General features: G+C 75.3%; 17 protein-coding genes. 7 read left to right on the top strand and 10 right to left on the bottom strand.

Annotated elements, in window-relative coordinates; all coding sequences use genetic code 11:
• Positions 1-128 precede the first annotated feature (128 nt).
• Positions 129-2,225: an amino acid adenylation domain-containing protein gene (locus ACZ7RU_RS10120; protein ID WP_470340410.1), complete on the top strand. Its 2,097-nt coding sequence runs from the start codon at positions 129-131 to the stop codon at positions 2,223-2,225.
• A gap of 7 nt (positions 2,226-2,232) precedes the next feature.
• Here ACZ7RU_RS10120 and ACZ7RU_RS10115 read toward each other — a convergent pair whose 3' ends face one another.
• On the bottom strand, positions 2,233-3,561 hold the full coding sequence (locus ACZ7RU_RS10115) for a hypothetical protein (RefSeq protein WP_470340409.1): 1,329 nt from the start codon (positions 3,559-3,561) through the stop codon (positions 2,233-2,235).
• Positions 3,562-3,630: 69 nt separating this feature from the next.
• Complete coding sequence (locus ACZ7RU_RS10110; RefSeq protein WP_470340408.1) at positions 3,631-4,032, bottom strand: GNAT family N-acetyltransferase; 402 nt, start codon at positions 4,030-4,032, stop codon at positions 3,631-3,633.
• A gap of 156 nt (positions 4,033-4,188) precedes the next feature.
• Here ACZ7RU_RS10110 and ACZ7RU_RS10105 point away from each other — a divergent pair, with 156 nt between their 5' ends.
• Positions 4,189-5,784 (top strand): M4 family metallopeptidase, encoded by a 1,596-nt coding sequence (locus tag ACZ7RU_RS10105; RefSeq protein ID WP_470340407.1) that lies wholly within the window; start codon positions 4,189-4,191, stop codon positions 5,782-5,784.
• Positions 5,785-6,024: 240 nt separating this feature from the next.
• Here ACZ7RU_RS10105 and ACZ7RU_RS10100 read toward each other — a convergent pair whose 3' ends face one another.
• Positions 6,025-7,017 (bottom strand): ArsR/SmtB family transcription factor, encoded by a 993-nt coding sequence (locus tag ACZ7RU_RS10100; protein ID WP_470340406.1) that lies wholly within the window; start codon positions 7,015-7,017, stop codon positions 6,025-6,027.
• Between the two features lie 84 nt (positions 7,018-7,101).
• Here ACZ7RU_RS10100 and ACZ7RU_RS10095 point away from each other — a divergent pair, with 84 nt between their 5' ends.
• From ACZ7RU_RS10095 to ACZ7RU_RS10080, 4 genes are all read left to right on the top strand, one after another.
• Positions 7,102-8,061, top strand: a complete 960-nt coding sequence (locus ACZ7RU_RS10095) for an oxidoreductase (protein ID WP_470340405.1) — start codon at positions 7,102-7,104, stop codon at positions 8,059-8,061.
• A 133-nt stretch (positions 8,062-8,194) separates the two neighbouring features.
• Entirely contained in the window at positions 8,195-8,824 is a 630-nt protein-coding gene (locus ACZ7RU_RS10090) for a histidine phosphatase family protein (RefSeq protein ID WP_470340404.1), read from the top strand.
• Positions 8,825-8,921: 97 nt separating this feature from the next.
• Positions 8,922-9,497, top strand: a complete 576-nt coding sequence (locus tag ACZ7RU_RS10085; protein WP_470340403.1) for a TetR/AcrR family transcriptional regulator — start codon at positions 8,922-8,924, stop codon at positions 9,495-9,497.
• Between the two features lie 109 nt (positions 9,498-9,606).
• Positions 9,607-10,662 (top strand): SDR family oxidoreductase, encoded by a 1,056-nt coding sequence (locus tag ACZ7RU_RS10080; protein ID WP_470340402.1) that lies wholly within the window; start codon positions 9,607-9,609, stop codon positions 10,660-10,662.
• A gap of 50 nt (positions 10,663-10,712) precedes the next feature.
• Here the strand turns inward: ACZ7RU_RS10080 and ACZ7RU_RS10075 are convergent, their stop codons facing one another.
• The 4 genes from ACZ7RU_RS10075 to ACZ7RU_RS10060 form a co-directional block, all read right to left on the bottom strand.
• Positions 10,713-11,405, bottom strand: coding sequence for a DUF4937 domain-containing protein (locus tag ACZ7RU_RS10075; RefSeq protein ID WP_470340401.1), 693 nt, complete (start codon positions 11,403-11,405; stop codon positions 10,713-10,715).
• Between the two features lie 343 nt (positions 11,406-11,748).
• Positions 11,749-12,096, bottom strand: a complete 348-nt coding sequence (locus ACZ7RU_RS10070; RefSeq protein WP_470340400.1) for a peptidoglycan-binding domain-containing protein — start codon at positions 12,094-12,096, stop codon at positions 11,749-11,751.
• A 347-nt stretch (positions 12,097-12,443) separates the two neighbouring features.
• The gene (locus ACZ7RU_RS10065; protein ID WP_470340399.1) at positions 12,444-12,953 is read right to left on the bottom strand and encodes a hypothetical protein; all 510 of its coding nucleotides are present in this window, start codon (positions 12,951-12,953) and stop codon (positions 12,444-12,446) included.
• Between the two features lie 104 nt (positions 12,954-13,057).
• Complete coding sequence (locus tag ACZ7RU_RS10060) at positions 13,058-13,288, bottom strand: hypothetical protein (protein WP_470340398.1); 231 nt, start codon at positions 13,286-13,288, stop codon at positions 13,058-13,060.
• Between the two features lie 241 nt (positions 13,289-13,529).
• On the opposite strand from ACZ7RU_RS10060, the gene ACZ7RU_RS10055 reads away from it, so the two are divergent.
• Entirely contained in the window at positions 13,530-14,030 is a 501-nt protein-coding gene (locus ACZ7RU_RS10055) for a hypothetical protein (protein ID WP_470340397.1), read from the top strand.
• On the opposite strand, the gene ACZ7RU_RS10050 is transcribed toward ACZ7RU_RS10055, so the two are convergent.
• The 3 genes from ACZ7RU_RS10050 to ACZ7RU_RS10040 form a co-directional block, all read right to left on the bottom strand.
• On the bottom strand, positions 14,021-16,195 hold the full coding sequence (locus tag ACZ7RU_RS10050) for an acyltransferase family protein (protein ID WP_470340396.1): 2,175 nt from the start codon (positions 16,193-16,195) through the stop codon (positions 14,021-14,023). The genes ACZ7RU_RS10055 and ACZ7RU_RS10050 overlap by 10 nt on opposite strands.
• A 222-nt stretch (positions 16,196-16,417) precedes the next feature.
• The gene (locus ACZ7RU_RS10045) at positions 16,418-18,157 is read right to left on the bottom strand and encodes a glycosyltransferase family 2 protein (protein WP_470340395.1); all 1,740 of its coding nucleotides are present in this window, start codon (positions 18,155-18,157) and stop codon (positions 16,418-16,420) included.
• A 174-nt stretch (positions 18,158-18,331) separates the two neighbouring features.
• A complete protein-coding gene (locus tag ACZ7RU_RS10040) occupies positions 18,332-18,901 on the bottom strand; it encodes a GNAT family N-acetyltransferase (RefSeq protein WP_470340394.1) in 570 nt (189 codons plus the stop codon).
• Positions 18,902-18,916: the final 15 nt, after the last annotated feature.

The following is an 18,916-nucleotide window of genomic DNA, read 5'->3' as shown; positions in this document are numbered from 1 at the left end:
GCGTGCAGAGTACAACCGTCGCCCGGGGGCGGGCCCGCCCGTCCGAGGGGTGGACGCGCCAGAACCCTGTTGCCCGGCGGGAGTTGGTAGGAGGATCGTGCCTCCGAGGGGAACAGGGGGAGACGAGGATGACCGAGGAGCGGGCCGACACCCTGCACGCACTGGTCGAACGGCGGGCCCGCCGGGCGCCGGAGGCGGTGGCCGTGCGCTGCGGCGAGCGGGAGCTGACTTACCGGGAACTGGACGCGCGGGCCGGACGGCTGGCCGCCGTGCTGACGGAACGGGGCCTGGCCCCGGGCGGCCGGGCGGCGGTCGCACTGGGCCGGGGCACCGAGGTGTACGTGGCGCTGCTGGCCGTGCTGAAGGCGGGCGCGGCGTTCGTACCGCTGGAGCCGACCGCGCCGGACACCTTGCTGCGGCACGTGCTGGCGGACGCCGCGCCGGACGTGGTGGTGACCGAGAAGCGCCACCGCGGCCGGCTGGCGGACGCCGGCGGGGTGCGGCTGGTCTGCGTCGACGAGGCCGCCCCCGCGACGGCCCCGTTCGAGCCGCCCGAGACCTCCTCCGCGGACCTCGCCTGCGTCCTCTACACCTCCGGCTCCACCGGCCTGCCCGTCGGCGCGCTGATCGAGCACCGCAACCTGCTGTCCGCGTACGAGGGTTGGCGCGAGGTGTACGGGCTCACCGCCGAGGACCGGATCCTGCAGACCGCGAGCCTGGAGTTCGACGTCTTCACCGCCGACTGGGTCCGCGCCCTCGGCACCGGCGCCACCCTGGTCGTCACCCCGTTCAACCTCGCCCTGGACCGTGCCGTCGACCTCGGCGCGCTGCCCGCCCTGGTCGCCGCCGAGCGGATCACCGTCCTGGAGCTGAACGTCCGCACCGCGCGCAGGCTGGCCGCGCTGCTGGCGCGGACCGGCGACGGGCTGCCCGGGGTGCGGCTGCTCACCGTCGGCGCCGAGAAGTGGTACCTGGACGAGCAGTCGGGCCTTCAGCGGCTGCTCGGCGAGCGGACCAGGGTGCTGAACGTCTACGGCCTGGCCGAGGCCACCGTGGACAGCACCTGGTTCGACGCCCGGGGCACGGCCGCCGCCGACGGCGCCGAGCGGGTCTCGCTGGTCGGCCGGCCCTTCCCCGGCACCCGGGTGTACGTGCTGGGGCCGGAGGGGACGCCGCTGCCGCGCGGACGGTTCGGCGAGATCGCGATCGGCGGCGCCGGCCTGGCCCGCGGCTACCTGAACCGGCCCGCGGACACCGCCCGCAGCTTCGTCCGGGCGGACTTCGACCCGGACGGGCGGGTGCTGCTGACCGGCGACGTCGGGCGGCTGCGGGACGACGGGGTCCTGGAGTTCACCGCCCGGGCGGCGACGGTGGTCGGGCCGCTCGGCCCCCGGCCGGTCGCCACGGTGCTGCCCCTGGTCCGGGCGGCGGCGCGGGCCGAGGGCGTGCTGCGCGGCCATCCGGGGGTCCGGGAGGCGGCCGTCGTCGAGGTGGAGCCCCGACCGGGCAAGCGGCAGCTGGTCGGCTACGCGGTGACCGAGCCGGGCTGGGACGGGACGGACGGCTGGTCGCTCTCCCAGTACCTGGGGACGCGGCTCCAGGGCCGGTCGGTGCCCGCCGCCGTCGTCCCGGTGCCCGAGCTGCCGCGCACCCGGGCGGGCAAGCTGGACCGCGCGGCGCTGCCGCTGCCGGCCCCGCCGGGGCACACCGCCCCGCGTCCGGGCGGGTCGGCGGGGGCGAAGGGCGGTCCGCGCCGTAGTGGTGGCAAGGCCGGGGGCGCGGGCGGCGGCGCGGACGAGTCCCTGGGCTGCGCGGCGGCACTGCTGGTGGCGATCGGGGCGCTGTTCGCCTGGCTGACCACCGAGGTGTTCTTCCCCGGCGCGACCGACCTCAGCGGCGTGCCGTCCGGCTACCGGGCCGGCTTCCAACTGCTCTACCTGTGCGAGAACCTGGCGTTCGGCGCCGGGGTGGCCTTCCTGGTCCTCGGCTTCCCGGCGGTGCTGCGCCAGGGCCGGTCGTTCGGGCTGTCGCTGCTCGCCCACCTCTCGGCGGTCTGGCTGCTGGCCTCCTGGTGGCCGCAGGACAACCTCTACCGGCTCACCTCGGCGACGGACTGGCCGCGCCAGACGGCGATGGTGTTCGCCTTCAACGTCCCGTTGATGCTGGCGGCGGTCGTCGTGGTGGCCTTCCTGTTGCGCAAACCCCGTGCCCGCAAGGGTCGGTGACGATTCGTCAGCGAAGCGCCTCGAAGATCCCGGCCAGGGCGTGGTGGGCCGCGGTGACCAGGGCCTCGGCGGCGTCCAGCGCCTCGAGGTCCGGCCCAGCGAGGGCGAGGCCGACGGTGGGCTCGGGCTCGCGGCCGGCGGTCGGGATCAGCGGCAGCAGGGTGACGCCGAGCCGGGCGCAGCGCGGCCGCAGCCGTTCCAGGTGGTCGTGCAGCGCGCCCTGGTCGAGCCGGGCGCCGAGCGGCATCGCGTCCAGGGTGCGCACCAGGTGGCCCGGGCCGCGCACCCGGTCGAGGCGGGCGCGCAGCATGAGGGCGACGGCCGGGCCGGTGAGCCGCAGGTTGATCTCGGTGGGGGCGAGCCGGCGCTCCCGGTCGGTGACGAAGTCGACGTCGTACCAGCCGCGGTAGCCCTCGGCGGCCAGCCGCTCCCCCACCGCCAGGGTGAACCGGCGGGCGGTGTCGGCGGCGCCCCGCGGCACCGCGCCGGGGCCGACGGTGACGCCCCGGTAGCGGGTGCCGGCCACGTCCATGGCGCCCGCGCCGACCGGGTGGACCGTGCCGTCCGGGCCGACCAGGGCGTCGTAGGTGAGGTCGCGCAGCCGGGCGGCCGGGCCCGGGTCCACGTACTCCTCCAGCAGCAGCGGGCCGTCGGACGGCAGGTCTCCGGTCCGGACCAGCCGCCGCAGCAGGGCCCCGCCGCCACCCGCGGCGAACAGTTCGGCGGGCTCCACCACGACGGTGCCGTGGCCGCCGACGCCGTACGGGCTCTTCAGCACCGTGGTCAGCCCCCGGACGGCGCGGGCGGTCAGCCGGCGGGCGGCCCGGCGCCGGCCGTCCGGGCGCTCCTGGTGCGGCACGCGGATGCCGGGGTGCTCGGGGGCGAGGGCGGCGAACAGGTCGTGGGCGGCGGCCTTGGACTCGAAGCGGCGGACGGCGGCGAGCTCGGGCCCCTCGCCCTGCGCGGCCGTCCGGCCCCAACCCACCACCGGACGGCCGGAGCCGGTGATCCGCGCCGCCAGGGCGGGGCGGTCGGCGAGCGCCTCGGCCACCGTCCGGTCCGGGGCCACGCCGGCGTGCACCTCGACCGGGCCCCAGGCCAACTCCCGGCCCAGCCAGGCGGTCCACTCCGGGGCGACCTCGGCGGGCAGCACCAGCACGGCCGGTTCGGGGCTGTAGCCGACGGCCAGGCAGGCGTAGTGGTGGGCCTGCCGCAGCCGGCGCAGGCGCTGCGCCCGGTCCGTGCCGGGGGCGAGGAACTGCGCGTCGAAGTCCGCCACGTCGCCCACGTGGACCGCCGCCCGGCCGCCGGTCCAGGCCCCCACCCATCCGTCCATGGGGCGGAAGCCTAGGGGGTGCGGCCACGCCGCCGACAGCCCCCGGTCCGGTCGGCGGCGGGCCCCCGGTCAGAGCGCCAACAGCCCCGCGTCGGTGGGCCGCAGGCCGCAGGCGTCGAGGTAGTAGGGGCGCAGGTGCGGCTCGAAGTCGACGTGCAGCCAGCTGCAGCCGGCCGCGCGGGCGCCGTCGGCGGCCTCGGCGACCAGCCGGGTGGCGACTCCCTGCCGCCGGGAGTCCACGGCGACCACGGTGTCGAGCAGGAAGGCGTGGACGCCGCCGTCCCAGGCGAGGTTGACGAAGCCGACCAGGGTGCCGTCGGCGGCGCGGCGGGCGGTGACCCAGCCGAGGCTGTACCGCTCCAACCGGGCGATCCGGCCGTCGGGTTCCACGGGCCCGCCGAAGCCCTCGGCGTGCAGGGCGCCGAGTTCGGCGCCGGTGAGCGGTCCACGCCACAGATAGTCGATCGTCACGACGGCACTGTAGACCGCTTGTTAATTCCTGGTCACTTTTGACCGTCCAAGGACACAACTTGGCAAAGTTATGACCTTTCCTCTAGCTGCACCTGACTGACCGCCGTCAATCTCTGACCAGCTCCTTTCCCTGCAGCTACCCCCACTGGAGTCAGAGTGATCCCCACGCCCTCCTCCCGCCGTGCCCGCGTGGCCGCGGCCGTCGCGGTCGTCGCCGCCCTCGCCGGCGCCACCGTCCCGGCCGCCACGGCCTCCGCCGCCACCGGCCCGCGCGACGCCGCGATATCCCAGGCCCGCGCCAACGTGGCCCACAACGCCGCGGTGTTCGGCTTCGGCACCGGTCAGGACCTCGTGCTCAAGGACGTCGTGCTGGACGCCGACGGCACCTCGCACGTGCGCTTCGACCGCACCTTCCAGGGCCTGCCGGTGGTCGGCGGCGACCTGGTCGTCCACCAGGACGCCAAGGGCCGGCTCAAGGACTCCTCCCGCGCGGCCGCCCACGACGCCGCCGTGAAGTCGACCGTCCCCAAGGTGACCGCGCAGTCCGGCGCGGCCGGCGCGCTGGCCGCCGCCCCGGGCGTCCAGGACGCCGTCAGCACCCCCGAACTGGTCGTCTGGGCCGCCGACGGCACGCCCCGACTGGCCTGGCGCACCACCGTCGAAGGCACCGGCGAGCACGGCCAGCCGGCCGGCAAGGTGGTCGTCACCGACGCCACCACCGGCGAGCAGATCGAGTCCTACGACGCCGAGCACCAGGCGACCGGCACCGGGAACTCCGAGTACACCGGCAAGATCAGCATCGACACCACCGCCAAGACCGGCGGGGGCTACACGCTGACCGACCCGATCCGCGGCCACGTCACCAAGGACGCCAACAACCTCTCCGCGAGCTCGCTCAAGGCCACCTCCGGCACCCCGTTCAGCAGCACCACCAACGTCTGGGGCGACGGGCGCAAGTTCTCCACCGACCGCTCCACCGCCGCCGTCGACGCCCACGCCAACACCGCCTGGACGTACGACTACTACAAGAACGTCCACGGCCGAAACGGCATCAAGAACGACGGCAAGGGCGCCACCGTCTTCGTCCACGTCGGCACCAACTGGGACAACGCCCAGTGGTCCGACACCTGCTTCTGCATGATGACCGGCGACGGCGACGGCACCACCGACCCGGAGCAGGTGGACCTGGACACCATGGGCCACGAGATGACCCACGGCGTCACCAGCGCCACCGCCAACCTGCGCTACAGCGGCGAGTCCGGCGGCCTCAACGAGTCCACCAGCGACATCTTCGGCACCATGGTCGAGTGGTACGCCAACAACAGCATCGACACCGGTGACTACCTGTTCAGCGACCAGTCCACCCCGCCGTGGCTGCGCCGCTTCGACAAGCCCTCGCTGGACGGCCGCTCGGCCGACTGCTGGAGCAGCTCGGTCGGCAAGCTCGACGTCCACAACTCCTCGGGCGTCGGCAACCACTGGTTCTACCTGGCGAGCGAGGGCAGCGGCAGCAAGACTGTCAACGGCGTCACCTACAACAGCCCGACCTGCAACGGCTCCACGGTGGCCGGCGTCGGCCACGACAAGATCGCCAAGATCTGGTACCGCGCGCTGACCGTCTACATGACCTCCACCACCACCTACAAGGGCGCCCGTACCGCCTCGCTGAACGCGGCCCGCGACCTGTACGGCGCGGGCAGCGCCGAGTACAACGCGGTGGCGGCTGCCTGGAGCGGCGTCAACGTCAGCTGACGCCGTCCGGCTCCACCCGTTCCCACCGACAGCGGCCCGGCCCGGCGGATCCCCGCCGGGCCGGGCCGTCCGGCTACCGGAGTTCCGGGGGGGCGCAGGCCTTAAGACGTGTCTGACGGCGGCGGAGGTACGGAGGGGTACCCCGGGGCGCCGACGAGGTGTCATGGCCCGCGCGCTGCGGGCGTCCGGAGCCTCCGGGCCCGAGGACGCCGTCGCGTCGGGCGGGCCGGGGTCACCCGGTCACCCGCGCTCGAACGGGGCCAGCAGTGCCTCCGCCGAGGCCGTCCGGGCGTAGAGCACCCAGCGGCCCGCACGGTGGGCGCTCACCAGGTGCGCGTCGCGCAGCGCCGTCAGGTACTGCGAGACGGCCGAGGGCGAGAGTCCGGTGCGCCGGGCGAGTTCGGTGGTCGACGCCGGGTCGGCGAGCTCCGCCAGCAGCAGGGCGCGGGAGCGGCCGAGCACCGCGGCGAGCGCCCCGGTGCCGGGGATCGGCGCCGTCGCCCACAGGCCGCCGGTCCCGCGGGCCGGGTAGGCGACCTGGGGCGGGTCCGCCGGGGCGAGCCGGGTGAACAGGCCCGGGCCGGTGAAGGCCGACGGGATCAGCAGCAGGCCCGCTCCGGCCTTCCGGTCGGGCAGCGGGCGGGACCGGTGGAGCAGCCGGAGGGTGTCCTCCGACCAGCGCAGCTCCGCGTGCAGGTCGTTCAGCACCCGCGCGGCTCCGTACTCGGCGGCCTGCCGGGCCCGGCGCAGCACCTCGGCGTCCAGAACGGCACGGATCCGCGCCCAGTACGGTGCCAGCGCCAGCTCCCAGTACGTCCCGATCGCCCCGGTCAGCCGGGGCAGTCCGGCCTGCGGATCGGCGTGCAGGGCCCGCAGCCGGGGCCCGAGCGGGCCCTGTTCCTCCGCCAGCCGGTCGAGGTCGCGCCGGACCCGCGCGGTCGGGGTGGCCCGGATCGCGGCGAGTTCCTCGGCGAGGGTCGGCGCGGGCCCGGGCGGGGCCGGGTTGATGAAGTCGGGCACGTAGCCGGTGGGCGGGACGAGTTCCGCGAGCAGCCCGTACGCCGGGCCGAGCGCGGCGAGCCGGGGCCGGACCTGTTCCACCCACGGCTGGTGGACGGCGTGCGGGAGGCCCGAACGCAGCAGGCGCAGGCTCGGACCGACCTCCCACATCGGCGAGACCGCGAACCGCATCCGGGCCAGGTCGCCCGCCGTGAACAGCAGCTCGGTCGGCAAGGCTCCCCCTGATCGGCCTCCGGTGGATTCACACATTCCCGAATCACTGGCGGTCAGGTTAGAGCATTGGCGATCATGATCGGCATGACTTCCGACAGTGCCTCGATCACCGCCCCCGCAACCACCGCCCGCGCAACCAGCACGCCCGCGAGCATCACCGCCGCCGCCTCCGGCACCTGGCGGCTCGGCGACCGCACCGTGCACCGGATCGGCTTCGGCACGATGCGCCTGCCGCAGACCGGCCCGGCGCTCGTCCCGCACGCCGTCCCGCGCGACCGCGACCAGGCGCTGCGGGTGCTGCGCCGCGCGGTCGAACTGGGTGTCAACCACATCGACACCGCCGCCTTCTACTTCTCCCCGCTGCGCTCCGCCAACGAGCTGATCAACCGGGCGCTCGCGCCGTACGCCGACGACCTGGTGATCGCCACCAAGGTCGGCCCCGGCCGCGGCCTCGACGGCGAGTGGGTCGAGCACGCCCGCACCCCCGAGCGGCTGCGCGCCCAGGTCGAGCAGAACCTGCGCCAGCTCGGCCGCGACCACCTCGACCTGGTGAACCTGCGCGTCCTCGGCACCGACTCGGTCGCCGAACGCTTCGGCGCGCTGGCCGAGCTGCGCGAGGCCGGGCTGATCCGGGAGCTGGGCCTGTCCAACGTCCACCCGCACCAGCTCGCCGAGGCGCGGACCATCGCGCCGGTGGTCTGCGTGCAGAACCCGTACGGCATCGGCGCCTCGGCCGAGCAGGACGAGCTGCTGCGGATCTGCGGGGAGCAGGGCATCGCCTTCGTCCCCTTCTACGCGATCGCCGGGGCCGGACGGGAGGGCGGCGCCGGCGAGGCCGAGTCCGCCCAGGTCCGGACGGTCGCCGAGGCGCGCGGGGTGAGCACCGCCCAGGTGCGGCTGGCCTGGACGCTGCAACGCGGACCGCATGTGCTGGCCATCCCGGGCACGGGCGACGTGGCGCACCTGGAGGACAACATCGCCGCCGGGGCGCTGCGGCTGTCGGCGGAGGAGCTGGCGCTGCTGGACGAGGCCCACCGGGGCTGACCCCGGCGCGACCACCGGGCCTCCGGGGGCTGGCCCCGGCCCGGCTCACCGGGCCTGACCCGGAACCGGGCACGGCCCGCGGTACGTCACTCCGGCACGACGTGATCTTCGTCCATCGTGAGGAGTCCCGAGCATGACCGACCGCGCCACCCGTTACCTCTACCTGGCCCGCCACGGCGAGGCCGCGTCCGAAGGCGACGACAGCGGACTCACCGCCGCCGGCCGCCGCCAGGCCGCCCTGCTGGGCCGGCGGCTGGCCGGACGCCCGGTCTCGGTGCTGTACCACGGCCCGCTGCCCCGGGCGGCCGAGACCGCGCGGCTGGTCGCGGAGCAGCTGGGCGGCGTACGGCCGGAGCCGTGCGAGGAGGCCGGGGACTTCGTTCCGTACGTGCCGGCGCGGGACGAACTGCCCGACGACAGCGCCGAGTTCCTGCTGGCCTACCTCGCGGGCACCACGGCGGAGGAGCGGGCGGGCGGGGCCGCGCTGGCACGGCGGGCCGTCGAGCGGTTCACCGGGCCGGTGCCGGGCGGCGAGGAGCGGCACGAGCTGGTGATCACCCACGCCTTCCTGGTCGGCTGGCTGGTCCGGCACGCGCTGGACGCCCCGGCCTGGCGCTGGCTCGGCGTCAACGCCGCCAACGCGGCGCTGACCGTCCTGCGCTACGCGCCCGGCCGGCCGCCCGCCGTGCTGCTGCTGAACGACCAGGGCCACCTGCCGGAGGAGCTGCACTGGACCGGCTACCCGCCCCGAATCCGCTTCTGACAAGGGACCGAGCGCCGGCCGAAGGGCCGTCGCGAGCCTTCGGAAGCCTGTCGGAAGCTTGTCGACAGGAATATGCAGACCGGTCTACTATCGCCGCATGGGAGTCAAGGGCGAGGAGACCCGGGCCCGGCTGATCGCCGGCACCAGGGAACTGATCGAGGCGCAGGGCTACTTCGGGACGGGCCTCAACCGGATCGTGGCCGCCACCGGCGCCCCGCGCGGTTCGCTCTACTTCCACTTCCCCGGCGGCAAGGACCAGTTGGTGGCCGCCGCGCTCACCCAGGCCGGCCAGGAGGTCGAGGCGCTGCTCACCGCGCTGGCCGGGGACGGCGCCGACACCGCCGCCCTCGCCGAGCGGCTGATGGAGGCCTTCGCCGAACGCCTGGAGCACTCCGACTACGCCAGCGGCTGCCCGATCGCCACCGTCGCCCTGGAGGTGGCCGGCACCAACGAGACCCTGCGGACGGTCTGCGCCGAGCTGTACGCGGGCTGGCAGCAGGTCCTGGCCGGCCGACTGGAGGCCGAGGGCTTCAGCCCGGAACAGGCCGAGGCCGCCGCCGGGCAGGTGCTCGCCCTGCTGGAGGGCGCCGTGCTGCTCGCCTCCGTCCGGCGCAGCCGCGAACCGCTGGACCACGCCCGGCACGCCGTACGGCACCTGCTCGGCCGCGGGTAGGCGACGGGTGGGCGGTAGGTAGGCGGCGCACGGGCCGAACACCCGCGCCGCCTCCTGCCCAAAAAATATGCAGACCGGTCTACTGATTCCTGATACCTGGAGCTTCGCCATGATCCCCGCCACACCGCCCCGCACCCTCGTCCTCGGCGCCACCGGCTTCCTCGGCCGCTGGCTCCTCCTCGAACTCCTCACCCGCGGCGAGCCGGTCGCCGCCGCCGTCCGCGACCCGCGCAGCGCCGACGCCCTGCGCCGGTGGCTGCACGACCACGGCGCGGACGGCAGCGCGCCGACCACCGTCACCGCCGACCTCACCCGCCCCGGCCTCGGCCTCTCCCCCGAGGACGACGCCCGGCTCGGCGAGGTCCGCGACGTCCACAACCTCGCCGCCCGCTACGCCTTCGGCCTCACCCGCGCCCAGGCCGAACCCGCCAACGTCCTCGGCGCCCTGCACACCCTGCACTGGTCCGCCACCCGCCCCGGGCTGCGCCGCCTGGTCCACCTCTCCGGCTACCGCGTCGGCCGCGACCCCCGGCCGCGGTACCCCCTCGACCCGACCGCCACCGCCGCGCTCTACACCCGCCTCGGCGCGTACGAGGCCTCCAAGCAGCTCGGCGACGCCGCCGTCCGGGTCACCGCACCCCGCCTCGGCGTCCCGCTCACCACCGTCAACCCGAGCAGCGTCATCGGCCACTCGCGGACCGGCGAGGCCGGCCAGTACCTCGGCCTCGCCCACCTCGTCCGCCTACTCCACCGCGGCCGGCTCCCCCTGCTGCCCGGCACCCGGCGCACCTTCCTCCCCGTCGTCACCGTCGACCACCTGGCCCGCTTCCTGGCCGCCGCCCCCGAGCACGACCGCGCCCCGCTCGCGGCCCACACCGTCCTCGACCCGGCCACCCCCCGCCTCCCCGAGCTGATCGCCCTCCTCGCCCACCACCTCGGCGTCCGCCCGCCCCGCGCCCTGATCCCCGTCCCCCTCGTCCGCCGCCTCCCCCGCGCCCTCACCGGCGCCGACCCGGAGACCCTCACCTTCCTCTCCGAGGACCGCTACGACACCGCCTCCGCCGACCACCTCGCCACCACCGCCGGCCTCGCCCACCCACCCCTCACCCCGGCCCTGACCCGCTGGGCCGACCGCTTGGCGGCGGAGGACTTCGGCACACCGTGACGCCGCACGGGAAGCCGGCCCCGCCGACTTCCCACGCGGCACCCGGCCCCTCAACCACCGAGGCGCCGGCGGGTGCGGGTCCGGTGACCAGCGGGAGGCTCGGCGGGTCGTGGAACGGGCAGGACGCGCCAGGCCGCCTCAAGGGGCAACACGTGGCCGGTCATCGACCGGATGTCACCCTCCGGTGCGGCGCGGGAGCGCAGGGCCGGCAGGTGCCGGGTGGCGTAGCGCCGGTGGGCGGTGGAGCCGGACCACAGGGTCGTGACCAGGTAGCGGTCCGCCTCCAGCCGGGTGACGGCACCGGCGAGCATGCCGCCGGCCGCCGCCATGCCTGGAGCCCACACCGTGCGCTGGACGTCGAGGAAGTGCTCCCTGCGTCCGGGCAGTAGCCGGCAGTCGGCGACCCGTAGGAGAGTGGCGCGTGGAAGAGCACGGGCCAGACCGGCCGTCTCCCCCCGCATCTCCAGGACGGTCCCGCCGGTGGCGGCCTCGACCACGCAGTAGCCGACGCCCTGTCGGTCGTCGGCGACCACCGCGTCGTGCCGCTCCCGCATGAAGCCGCCGTAGGCCTCCGCATCGGTCCACAGTCCCAGCAGATGAGCACAGCCGGTGGCCGGATCCCAGCCGCCGACCTGCCCGACCAAGCCTGGTTGATCACTGATCCCCGACCAGCGGAGCTGGTCCGCGAAGAACTGTCCACGCGCCGCCGCCGGTACCCTGCAACTGATCCATTTGCCCCACATGAGCAGCTTGCTCCCCACCCGACCACGACGGACCGACGCAGGGAATCATCGATCGCGGCCCCCGACCGGCGTCAATCGGCCCGCGGACGAAGCGAGCCCGGGACCAGCGAAGTAGGACCCGAGGCGTAGCCGGCGGCTCCCCGGTGGAGCCGAGTCGACCGACGTACGCCCGGCTCGGGACAATGCGGTCGGCACCGGTGGCCTGTCGGGTGCGATCCTCCCGCCGGGGCGCCATGACGTGATGCTCCGTCAGTTCAGCGCGGGGAGAGGCTGGACAGTGTTCGCCGGTACGGGCTGAGGCCCGGCCGCGTGCGGGCGGGGCCGGGCCTCAGGGCGCGGTGGGTCAGCAGGCCGAGCCGGACGCCTTGGTCCACTTGTCGAGCTGCGCCCAGGTCTTGGGGCCGACCAGGCCGTCCTGCGCGAGGCCGACGCAGCCCTGGAACTTCTTCACGTCGCTCAGGGTGGCCGGGCCGAAGTCGCCGTCGCGGGTCAGGTTGCTGCTCACCATCGAGTAGTAGAGCTCGCACTGGAGCTGCTTGACGGCCGTCGAGTGGTCGCCGTACGACAGGAACGGCTCGCTGTTGGTGTAGGCGCACCGGCTGGACGACTCCGCGGAGGCGGCGGGCGCGGCGGCGACGCCGACCGAGAGCGCGAGCGCGGCGACGCCGAGCGCGGCGGTGATCCTCTTCATGGGGCATGCCTTTCAGGGCTCGTCAGGAACCGGGGGCAGGAGACCGCACCCGGCACGGACGGGGGGCGATGGACGCGGCGCCGGCCGGAGGCCGTCCCCGGCGTTCTCCGACCGCTGTCTCCCCCGTCGGCACAGCCATCGTGCCGACGGCCCCGACCCGGCGTCGCCCTACTTCGGCGTCACCCGAATCACGGACAATCGCGGCGTCCTGCCCGCACCACGCGAAATCCCCCGTGCCGTGCCGTGCAGGAGAGCACGCGGCCGCCTCCGCTGCGCCCACGGTCGAACTCGCCCGGAACAGCGCCGTGTTCGGACGGCGATGCGCTCGGAGCGGACGGCGGGCGGGTTCACTCCGCCTCGCGGACGACCACCGCGTCACCGGCCGCGGCCGCGCCGGCGAAGAAGTCCCGCAGCTCGCGCAGGTCGTGGACGACGAGTGCCGCCCAGGTCTCGGACCAGGGCGTCGGGTAACCGAGGTGCGCGGCCTTGCGGGCGAGCACGGTGTTCTGCTGGCGGACGAGTTCGCCGAGCGCCGAGCCGCGCAGGAAGGCGGCGGCCGCCGCGACCTGTTCGGGGCGCAGCACCGGCACGGCGCCGTCCGGCAGCGCCCCGTCCGGTTGGTGGCGTCCGCCGCCGTAGACGGGCAGTCGGGCGGCCGGGTCGGGATGGAGGCCGTTCTCGGTGAGTGCGAGTTCCATCAGGACGGCGGTGCGCCGCACACCGAGGGCGAGCCCGGCGGAGGCCAGCCGGTCGTACCGGACGTCGCGGTCGCGGGGTACGAGTTCGCCGAGCTCCTCCGGCGAGCAGGCGTCCACGGCCCGGCCGGGCACGCGGCGCCAGAAGTGATCCACACTCACCCGCCCAGCGTAACGAAGTCACGGGGTCGGCCTTCCTGCCCCCGGCGGGTTCCGGCCGCGCCGACCCGGTGCGGAATCCGGGGCCGGACCCGGCCAGCAGCCGGTCAGGCCTCGCCGGGGTGCCAGGCGGGCCACTCCCACGGGCGGTCGGCCCAGTGGACCCGCCGGGGGTCGCGCGGGTCGAGGTCGGGGAAGAGCTGGTGGACGCGCGGCTCGAACTCCTCCGGTGCGAGCGGCTCCCAGCCGTGGCCCTCGAAGTGGACGAGCCGGTAGCGGCTGTCGGTCCGGAACGCGGCCACCTCGACCAGGGCTTCGGACGTGCTGTTGGTCTCCATGCCCCCCAGCATGTGGCGCGGTGGCAATCAACGCCCGTCCAGACCCCTCTTCCGGGTCATGTCCCGGCGTCGGCGCGCTCGTTGAGCACGGAAAGGTTCGAGGGGGGCCGCTGGAAGGGACGAGCACATGACTGGGCAGCCCACCGGAGGGCCGTGGCAGTGGCCGCAGAACGCTTGGCAGCCGCCGCCGGTCCCGACGAATCCGCTACCGCCGTGGTCCACCGCCCCGCCGCCGAGGCGGTTGTCACGCAAGGCCTGGACGGCCGCGATGGTCGGGACGGGCGCCGTGCTGGCGTCCGTCCTGGTGATGTGCGGGCCGGGGAAGGGGGACGAGGTCAGCGTGGCGGCGGTGCCGGACGCCTCGCCCTCCGCCTCGGAGTCGGCGGCGCAGCTGCTGCCGGTCTCGCCGTCACCGGCCACGCCCGCGCCGTCCCCGCTGCCGCCGCCCGCCCCGGGCACGGCGGTGCCGGTGGGTGGTCCGGTCCCGGTGCCGGCCGCGTCCGGTGCCGGGGCCGACGCGACGCCCGACGCCCAGCGCGCCTCGGCGAGCGCGCGTCCCAAGCCGACGCACAGCCCGCACTCCGCGGCTCCGGCCCGTAGCCCGTCGGGCGCGCCCGCCCCGGCGAGTGCCGGGGCGGGCTCGGGCGGCGGCCGGAGCACCATCTGCGACCAGGCGGAGCGGGCGGGCCACTGGCCGCCCGGGTCGGACCAGGCCCGGATCTGCCACAGCCTCTACGGCTGAGCCGACGGCGGCCCGGGGGCCACGGACGCGGCGGGAGCGGCCGGACCGGTCGCACCGACCGGGGCCCCCGGCGCCCCCAGCAGGCCCTTGTCCAGCCGGGGCGCCAGCACCCGCGCCAGGGTGTCGGTGATGTGCCCGGTGTCCCGGTACAGCACGACGCCCTCCAGCACGGCCGGGCAGGACGGCCCGGTGCCGGGGCAGAGCAGCGGTCCGAGGTCGAGGGTCCGCACCCCGTACCGGGCGGCGAGCCCGCCGTCCAGTACGGGGTCCGGCTCGAAGGCGGTGTCGCGCGGGAAGAAGCAGGCGTCCGAGCGCCCGTCGGAGGCGGCCAGGCAGGTCGGGATGTCCTTGCCGGGCATCGGGGTGTCGCCGAGGTAGGCGAGCGGGGCGCCGAGGGCGGTGAGCCGGTCCAGGGTGCGGGTCCAGCCCTCGGCGCGCTCCTCCTGGCTGCCGTACCGGTTGAGCCCGGCCATCAGGACCAGGCGCGGTGCGGGCCCGGAGGTCAGCCGGGTGAGGGTGTTCTCGCGCCAGCGGTCGCACTCCTCGAAGGTGCGGCCGAGCACGTTGTTGCGCACGGTGAGGGTGGCCAGCGGGCAGCCGGGCTTGACCAGGACCTCCAGGGCCCAGCGCCGCTGCTCGGCCAGGGCGAGGGCGGCGGAGATCCACTGCCCGGCGTGCGAGTCGCCGACCAGCACGATCCGGTCGGGGCTGTCCTCGGCGCCGAAGAGGCAGCGCGGGCTGCTGTCGGCGTGGAGCGGGATCTCGCAGCCCTTGCCGGGCGGGAAGTCCTCCCTGGCCCGGGCCAATGAGGGCGTCAGCGCGAGCACCCGGGTGCCGGGGGCGAGCAGGTTCGGGCCGTCGGCGGCTCCGGCGGGGGCCGCCGTGGGCCCGGCGGCGGGGTCGCCGAGAGCGCGGACGGTGCCGCCGCCGAGGGTGAGTGCGGCGATCAGCGGGATGACCAGGGCGCTGGCGCCGACCGCGAGCCCGCGCCGGGGAGCCGGGCTGCTGCCGTACCGCAGCGGCCGCTCGACCAGTCGCAGGGTGAGCCAGGCGGGCAGCGCGCTGGCGGCGGTGAGCGCGAGCAGGGTGGTCCAGGGCAGCGCGCCGTACCGGGCCTGGGCGATGGTCAGCACCGGCCAGTGCCAGAGGTACCAGGCGTAGGAGAGCCGTCCGGCGGCGCGCAGCGGGCGGCCGACGAGCAGCCGTCCGGCGTCGGCGGCGCCGGGGGTGCCGCGCCCGGCGAGCAGGACGGCGGCGGTGCCGAGGACGGGCAGCAGCGCGGCGGTGCCGGGGAAGGCGGTGGTGCGGTCGTACAGGACGACCGGCGCGAGGACGGCGGCCAGGCCGAGCCATCCGACCACCCGTGCGAACCACGCCGTCGGCCGCCGCTCGGCGCGGGAGGCCAGTGCGGGGACCGCCAGCGCCGCGCAGGCGCCGACCGCGAACTCCCAGAGCCGGCTGCCGGTGGAGAAGTAGGCGAGCGGCGCGGAGCTGGCCGTCCAGCGCAGGCAGAGCGCCAGCGAGACGCCGCCGACGGCCACGGTGGCGAGGGTGATCGCCAGGGTGCGGCGGCGCCCGTGCAGGTAGCGGGCGAGACCGAGCAGCAGGACGCCCCAGAGCAGGTAGAACTGGTTCTCCACGCCCAGCGACCAGAAGTGCTGCAACGGACTGGGGTCCCGTTCGGCGGCCAGGTAGTCGGTCTGCTGGCCGACGAGGCGCCAGTTGGCGAACTGGCCGGCGGAGGCGATCAGGTCGCGGGCCAGGTCGGTGCCGCGCAGCGGGTCGAGCAGGGCGCCGCCGGCGACGGCGGTGGCGACCAGCACGGTGGCGGCGGCGGGCAGGATGCGCCGGGCCCGGCGGGCGGCGAAGTCCCACAGGCCGAGCGGGCGGCCGATGAGCAGGCCGGTGATCAGGAAGCCGGAGATGACGAAGAAGACGTCGACGCCGACGAAGCCGCCGGTCAGGCCGGGGACGGCGGAGTGGAAGGCGAGGACGCAGAGCACGGCGACGCCGCGCAGCCCCTCGATGTCGGGACGGAAGGCGGCACGCGGGCTGGTCCGCCCGTTCTCGGCGACGGCGGCGCGCTGCGGGGCGGCGGCTTCCCGACCCACCCGGACGACGCCGGGCAGCAGGTCGGTGGACGTCTCCGCGGAGTCGGCGGGCATCCCGGCGGAGTCGGCGCGTATCCCGGAGACGGAGGCAGCGGAAGAGGAGGAATCGGAGGACGGCGATGGTGGTACGGCCGTTGACACGGCGGTGCTCCTTGCAGGAGTGGCAGCGGTGGTCGGGCCCGCCGGGCCGATGGGGCGGCCGGGCGGTGTCCGCGCCGGTGGGGCGACGCGCAAGGAAACGCAACGATCGGTCGGTGAAGTGGAACTGACGGCAGGTCAGAAGATCAGCGGATCGGCCCAGCCGGAGGCCAGCAGTCCGCACAGCAGCAGGACGGCGGTGACGGCGACGGCCTCGGCCCGGCCGAACCCGAGGTCGGAGCGGCCCCGGGCGGGCGCGGCGACCTCTCCGACGGCGGCGCCCTTGCCGCCACCGGACCCGTTCAGCAGCGGCCACAGCTCCCGGATCAGCGGGACCATGGTGTACGCGGTGAGCGCGAGCAGCCCGGCGAGCGCCCAGTAGGGCTGCCAGCCGTACAGCAGCGCGGCCCGGACCAGTCCGGCGATGCCCGCGAGGACGACGAACCCCAGCCAGCCGACCCCGATCCGGGCGACGGCGCGGGCGAGCGAACTGCCGCCGGAAACGGCGCCGGTGGGCACCCAGTCGGCGGAGCGGCGGCGCAGCGCGTGCGCGATGGCGACCACGTGGCAGAGCCCGCCGAGGAGTTGGACCCGGGTGACCTCGAAGCGCCAGCGGGTGCGGGACATCGCGGGCAGCAGCACCAGGGCGACCCAGATCGGCGGCAGGAACGGCAGCACCTGCCAGGGCTGGATCTCCTCCGGCCGGAAGAACAGCATGATCAGGGCGGGCAGCGGCACGGCGAAGACGTTCACCGCGCTGGTGACGTAGCCGAGGATGCCGTTCCAGAAGCAGAGCCGGGCGGACCTGGGCAGCGGCCCCTTGCGGAAGTCCGGGTCGCGGACCAGGGCCAGGGAGCCGAGGCACCAGCGGTACTGCTGGCTGATGAAGGCGGGCAGCCCGGTGGGCGACATGCCCTTGGCGACCAGCGCGGGGACGTAGCGGGTGGCCCATCCGGCGCGGGCGAGGGCGAGGCCGGTGTAGAGGTCCTCGCTGTGGTCGATCTCGGCGAAGCCGCCGATCCGCTTCAGTGCGGCGCGGCGGTAGAGGGCGTTGGTGCCGCAGCAGACGGTGCCGTCCTGCGCGTCCCGGGAGGGCTGGATCCAGCGGTAGAAGATCTCCTGGGTGGCTCCCGCGGCGCGTTCGAGCCAGGACATGTCGGCGTCCGTGTCGAAGCACTGCGGGCTCTGCACGATGCCGACCTCGGGGTTGTCGAGGTAGGGCACCAGGTGGTGCAGGAAGTCGGGGCGGGGGCAGAAGTCGGCGTCCAGGACGGCGACGATCTCGCCGGTGCCCTCGGCCAGGCCGTGGTTGAGGTTGCCGGCCTTCTTGAACCGGCCCCGGTCGGGGCGGGCGCGGTACCGGAAGCCGTAGGACTCGGCGAGTCGGCGCACCTCGGGGCGGCCGGCGTCGTCGAGGACCAGGACGGTCAGCTCACCGGGCCACCGGACGGCCGCGGTGTGCCGGTAGGCGTTGTCCAGGACGGCCAGCGGTTCGCCGGCGGTCGGCAGCAGCAGGTCCACGCTCGGGGCGCGGGCGGGGTTCCAGGCGCGCAGCAGCAGGTCGTGCGAGTCGCGGGTGAAGCGCCGGGCGCGCTGGCCGTCGGCGAGCGAGAGCAGCCAGGTGGCCGCGTTGAGCACGGTGAGCACCAGGAACGGCCAGAGCAGCGGCTTGCTGAGGGCGAACAGGCCGAGTGTGGCGGTGGCTCCCGCGTAGGAGAGGGTGGCGCAGAGCAGCACCCAGCGGCGCTGCGGGCCGAAGTACCAGTAGAGCTCCTCGTCGTCGGGCGGGCTGGGCAGTCGGTGGTCGTCGGGCTCCTCGGGTGTCCGGCGCGGGCCGGTGTCGGGTGCGGGCATGGCGGTGCCATGGAGAACGGGCATGCGGAAATGGCCCCCCTGGGCATCGGACGGAACGTGGCCGTTCGCGCTCAGCTTCTCACATTGGCCTAGACCAATAATGAACGAGGTGTGACATCTCCGCATCGCCCCAGCTCAGCGACTTGACAGGGCGTCACCTGCGGAAACCGGGTCCAACGGCACCGAATCGCCCACTCCTCACCCGGCCGCCGTCAACTCCTTGACGAGGTGGGCGAACCGCAGGTCCGGCCGCAGCGGTATGCCGAACCGCTCGTCGCCGTACGGGAACGGGCTGAACTCCCCGGTGCGCCGGAAACCGCGCCGCTCGTACCAGGCGATCAGCTCGGCGCGCTGCTCGATCACCGTCATCTCCATCGCGCCGACGCCCCACTCCTCGGCGGCCACCCGCTCCGCCTCGGCCAGCACGGCCCGGCCGATCCCGCCGCCCTGGAGCCCGGGGCGCACCGAGAACATGCCGAAGTACGCCCGCTCGCCGCGCCGTTCGAGCTGGCAGCAGGCGAGCAGTTCGCCGTCCCGCTCGGCCAGCAGCACCAGGCCCTCGGGGTGGCCCACGGCCTCCGTGACGGCCTCCGGGTTGGTGCGCCGGCCGTCCAGCAGGTCCGCCTCGGTGGTCCACCCGGCCCGGCTGGCGTCGCCCCGGTAGGCGGACTCGACCAGCTCGACCAGCGCCGGGACGTCGGCGGGCACGGCGGGCCGGAACACGGGATCCCCGGCGGGCCCGGTGGATGCGGTGGCGGTCTCGGTCATGGCTGGTCCTCTCCT

The sequence above is a fragment of the Kitasatospora sp. NPDC114501 genome (assembly GCF_055633695.1).
This window is presented reverse-complemented; position numbering and strand designations above follow the sequence as displayed.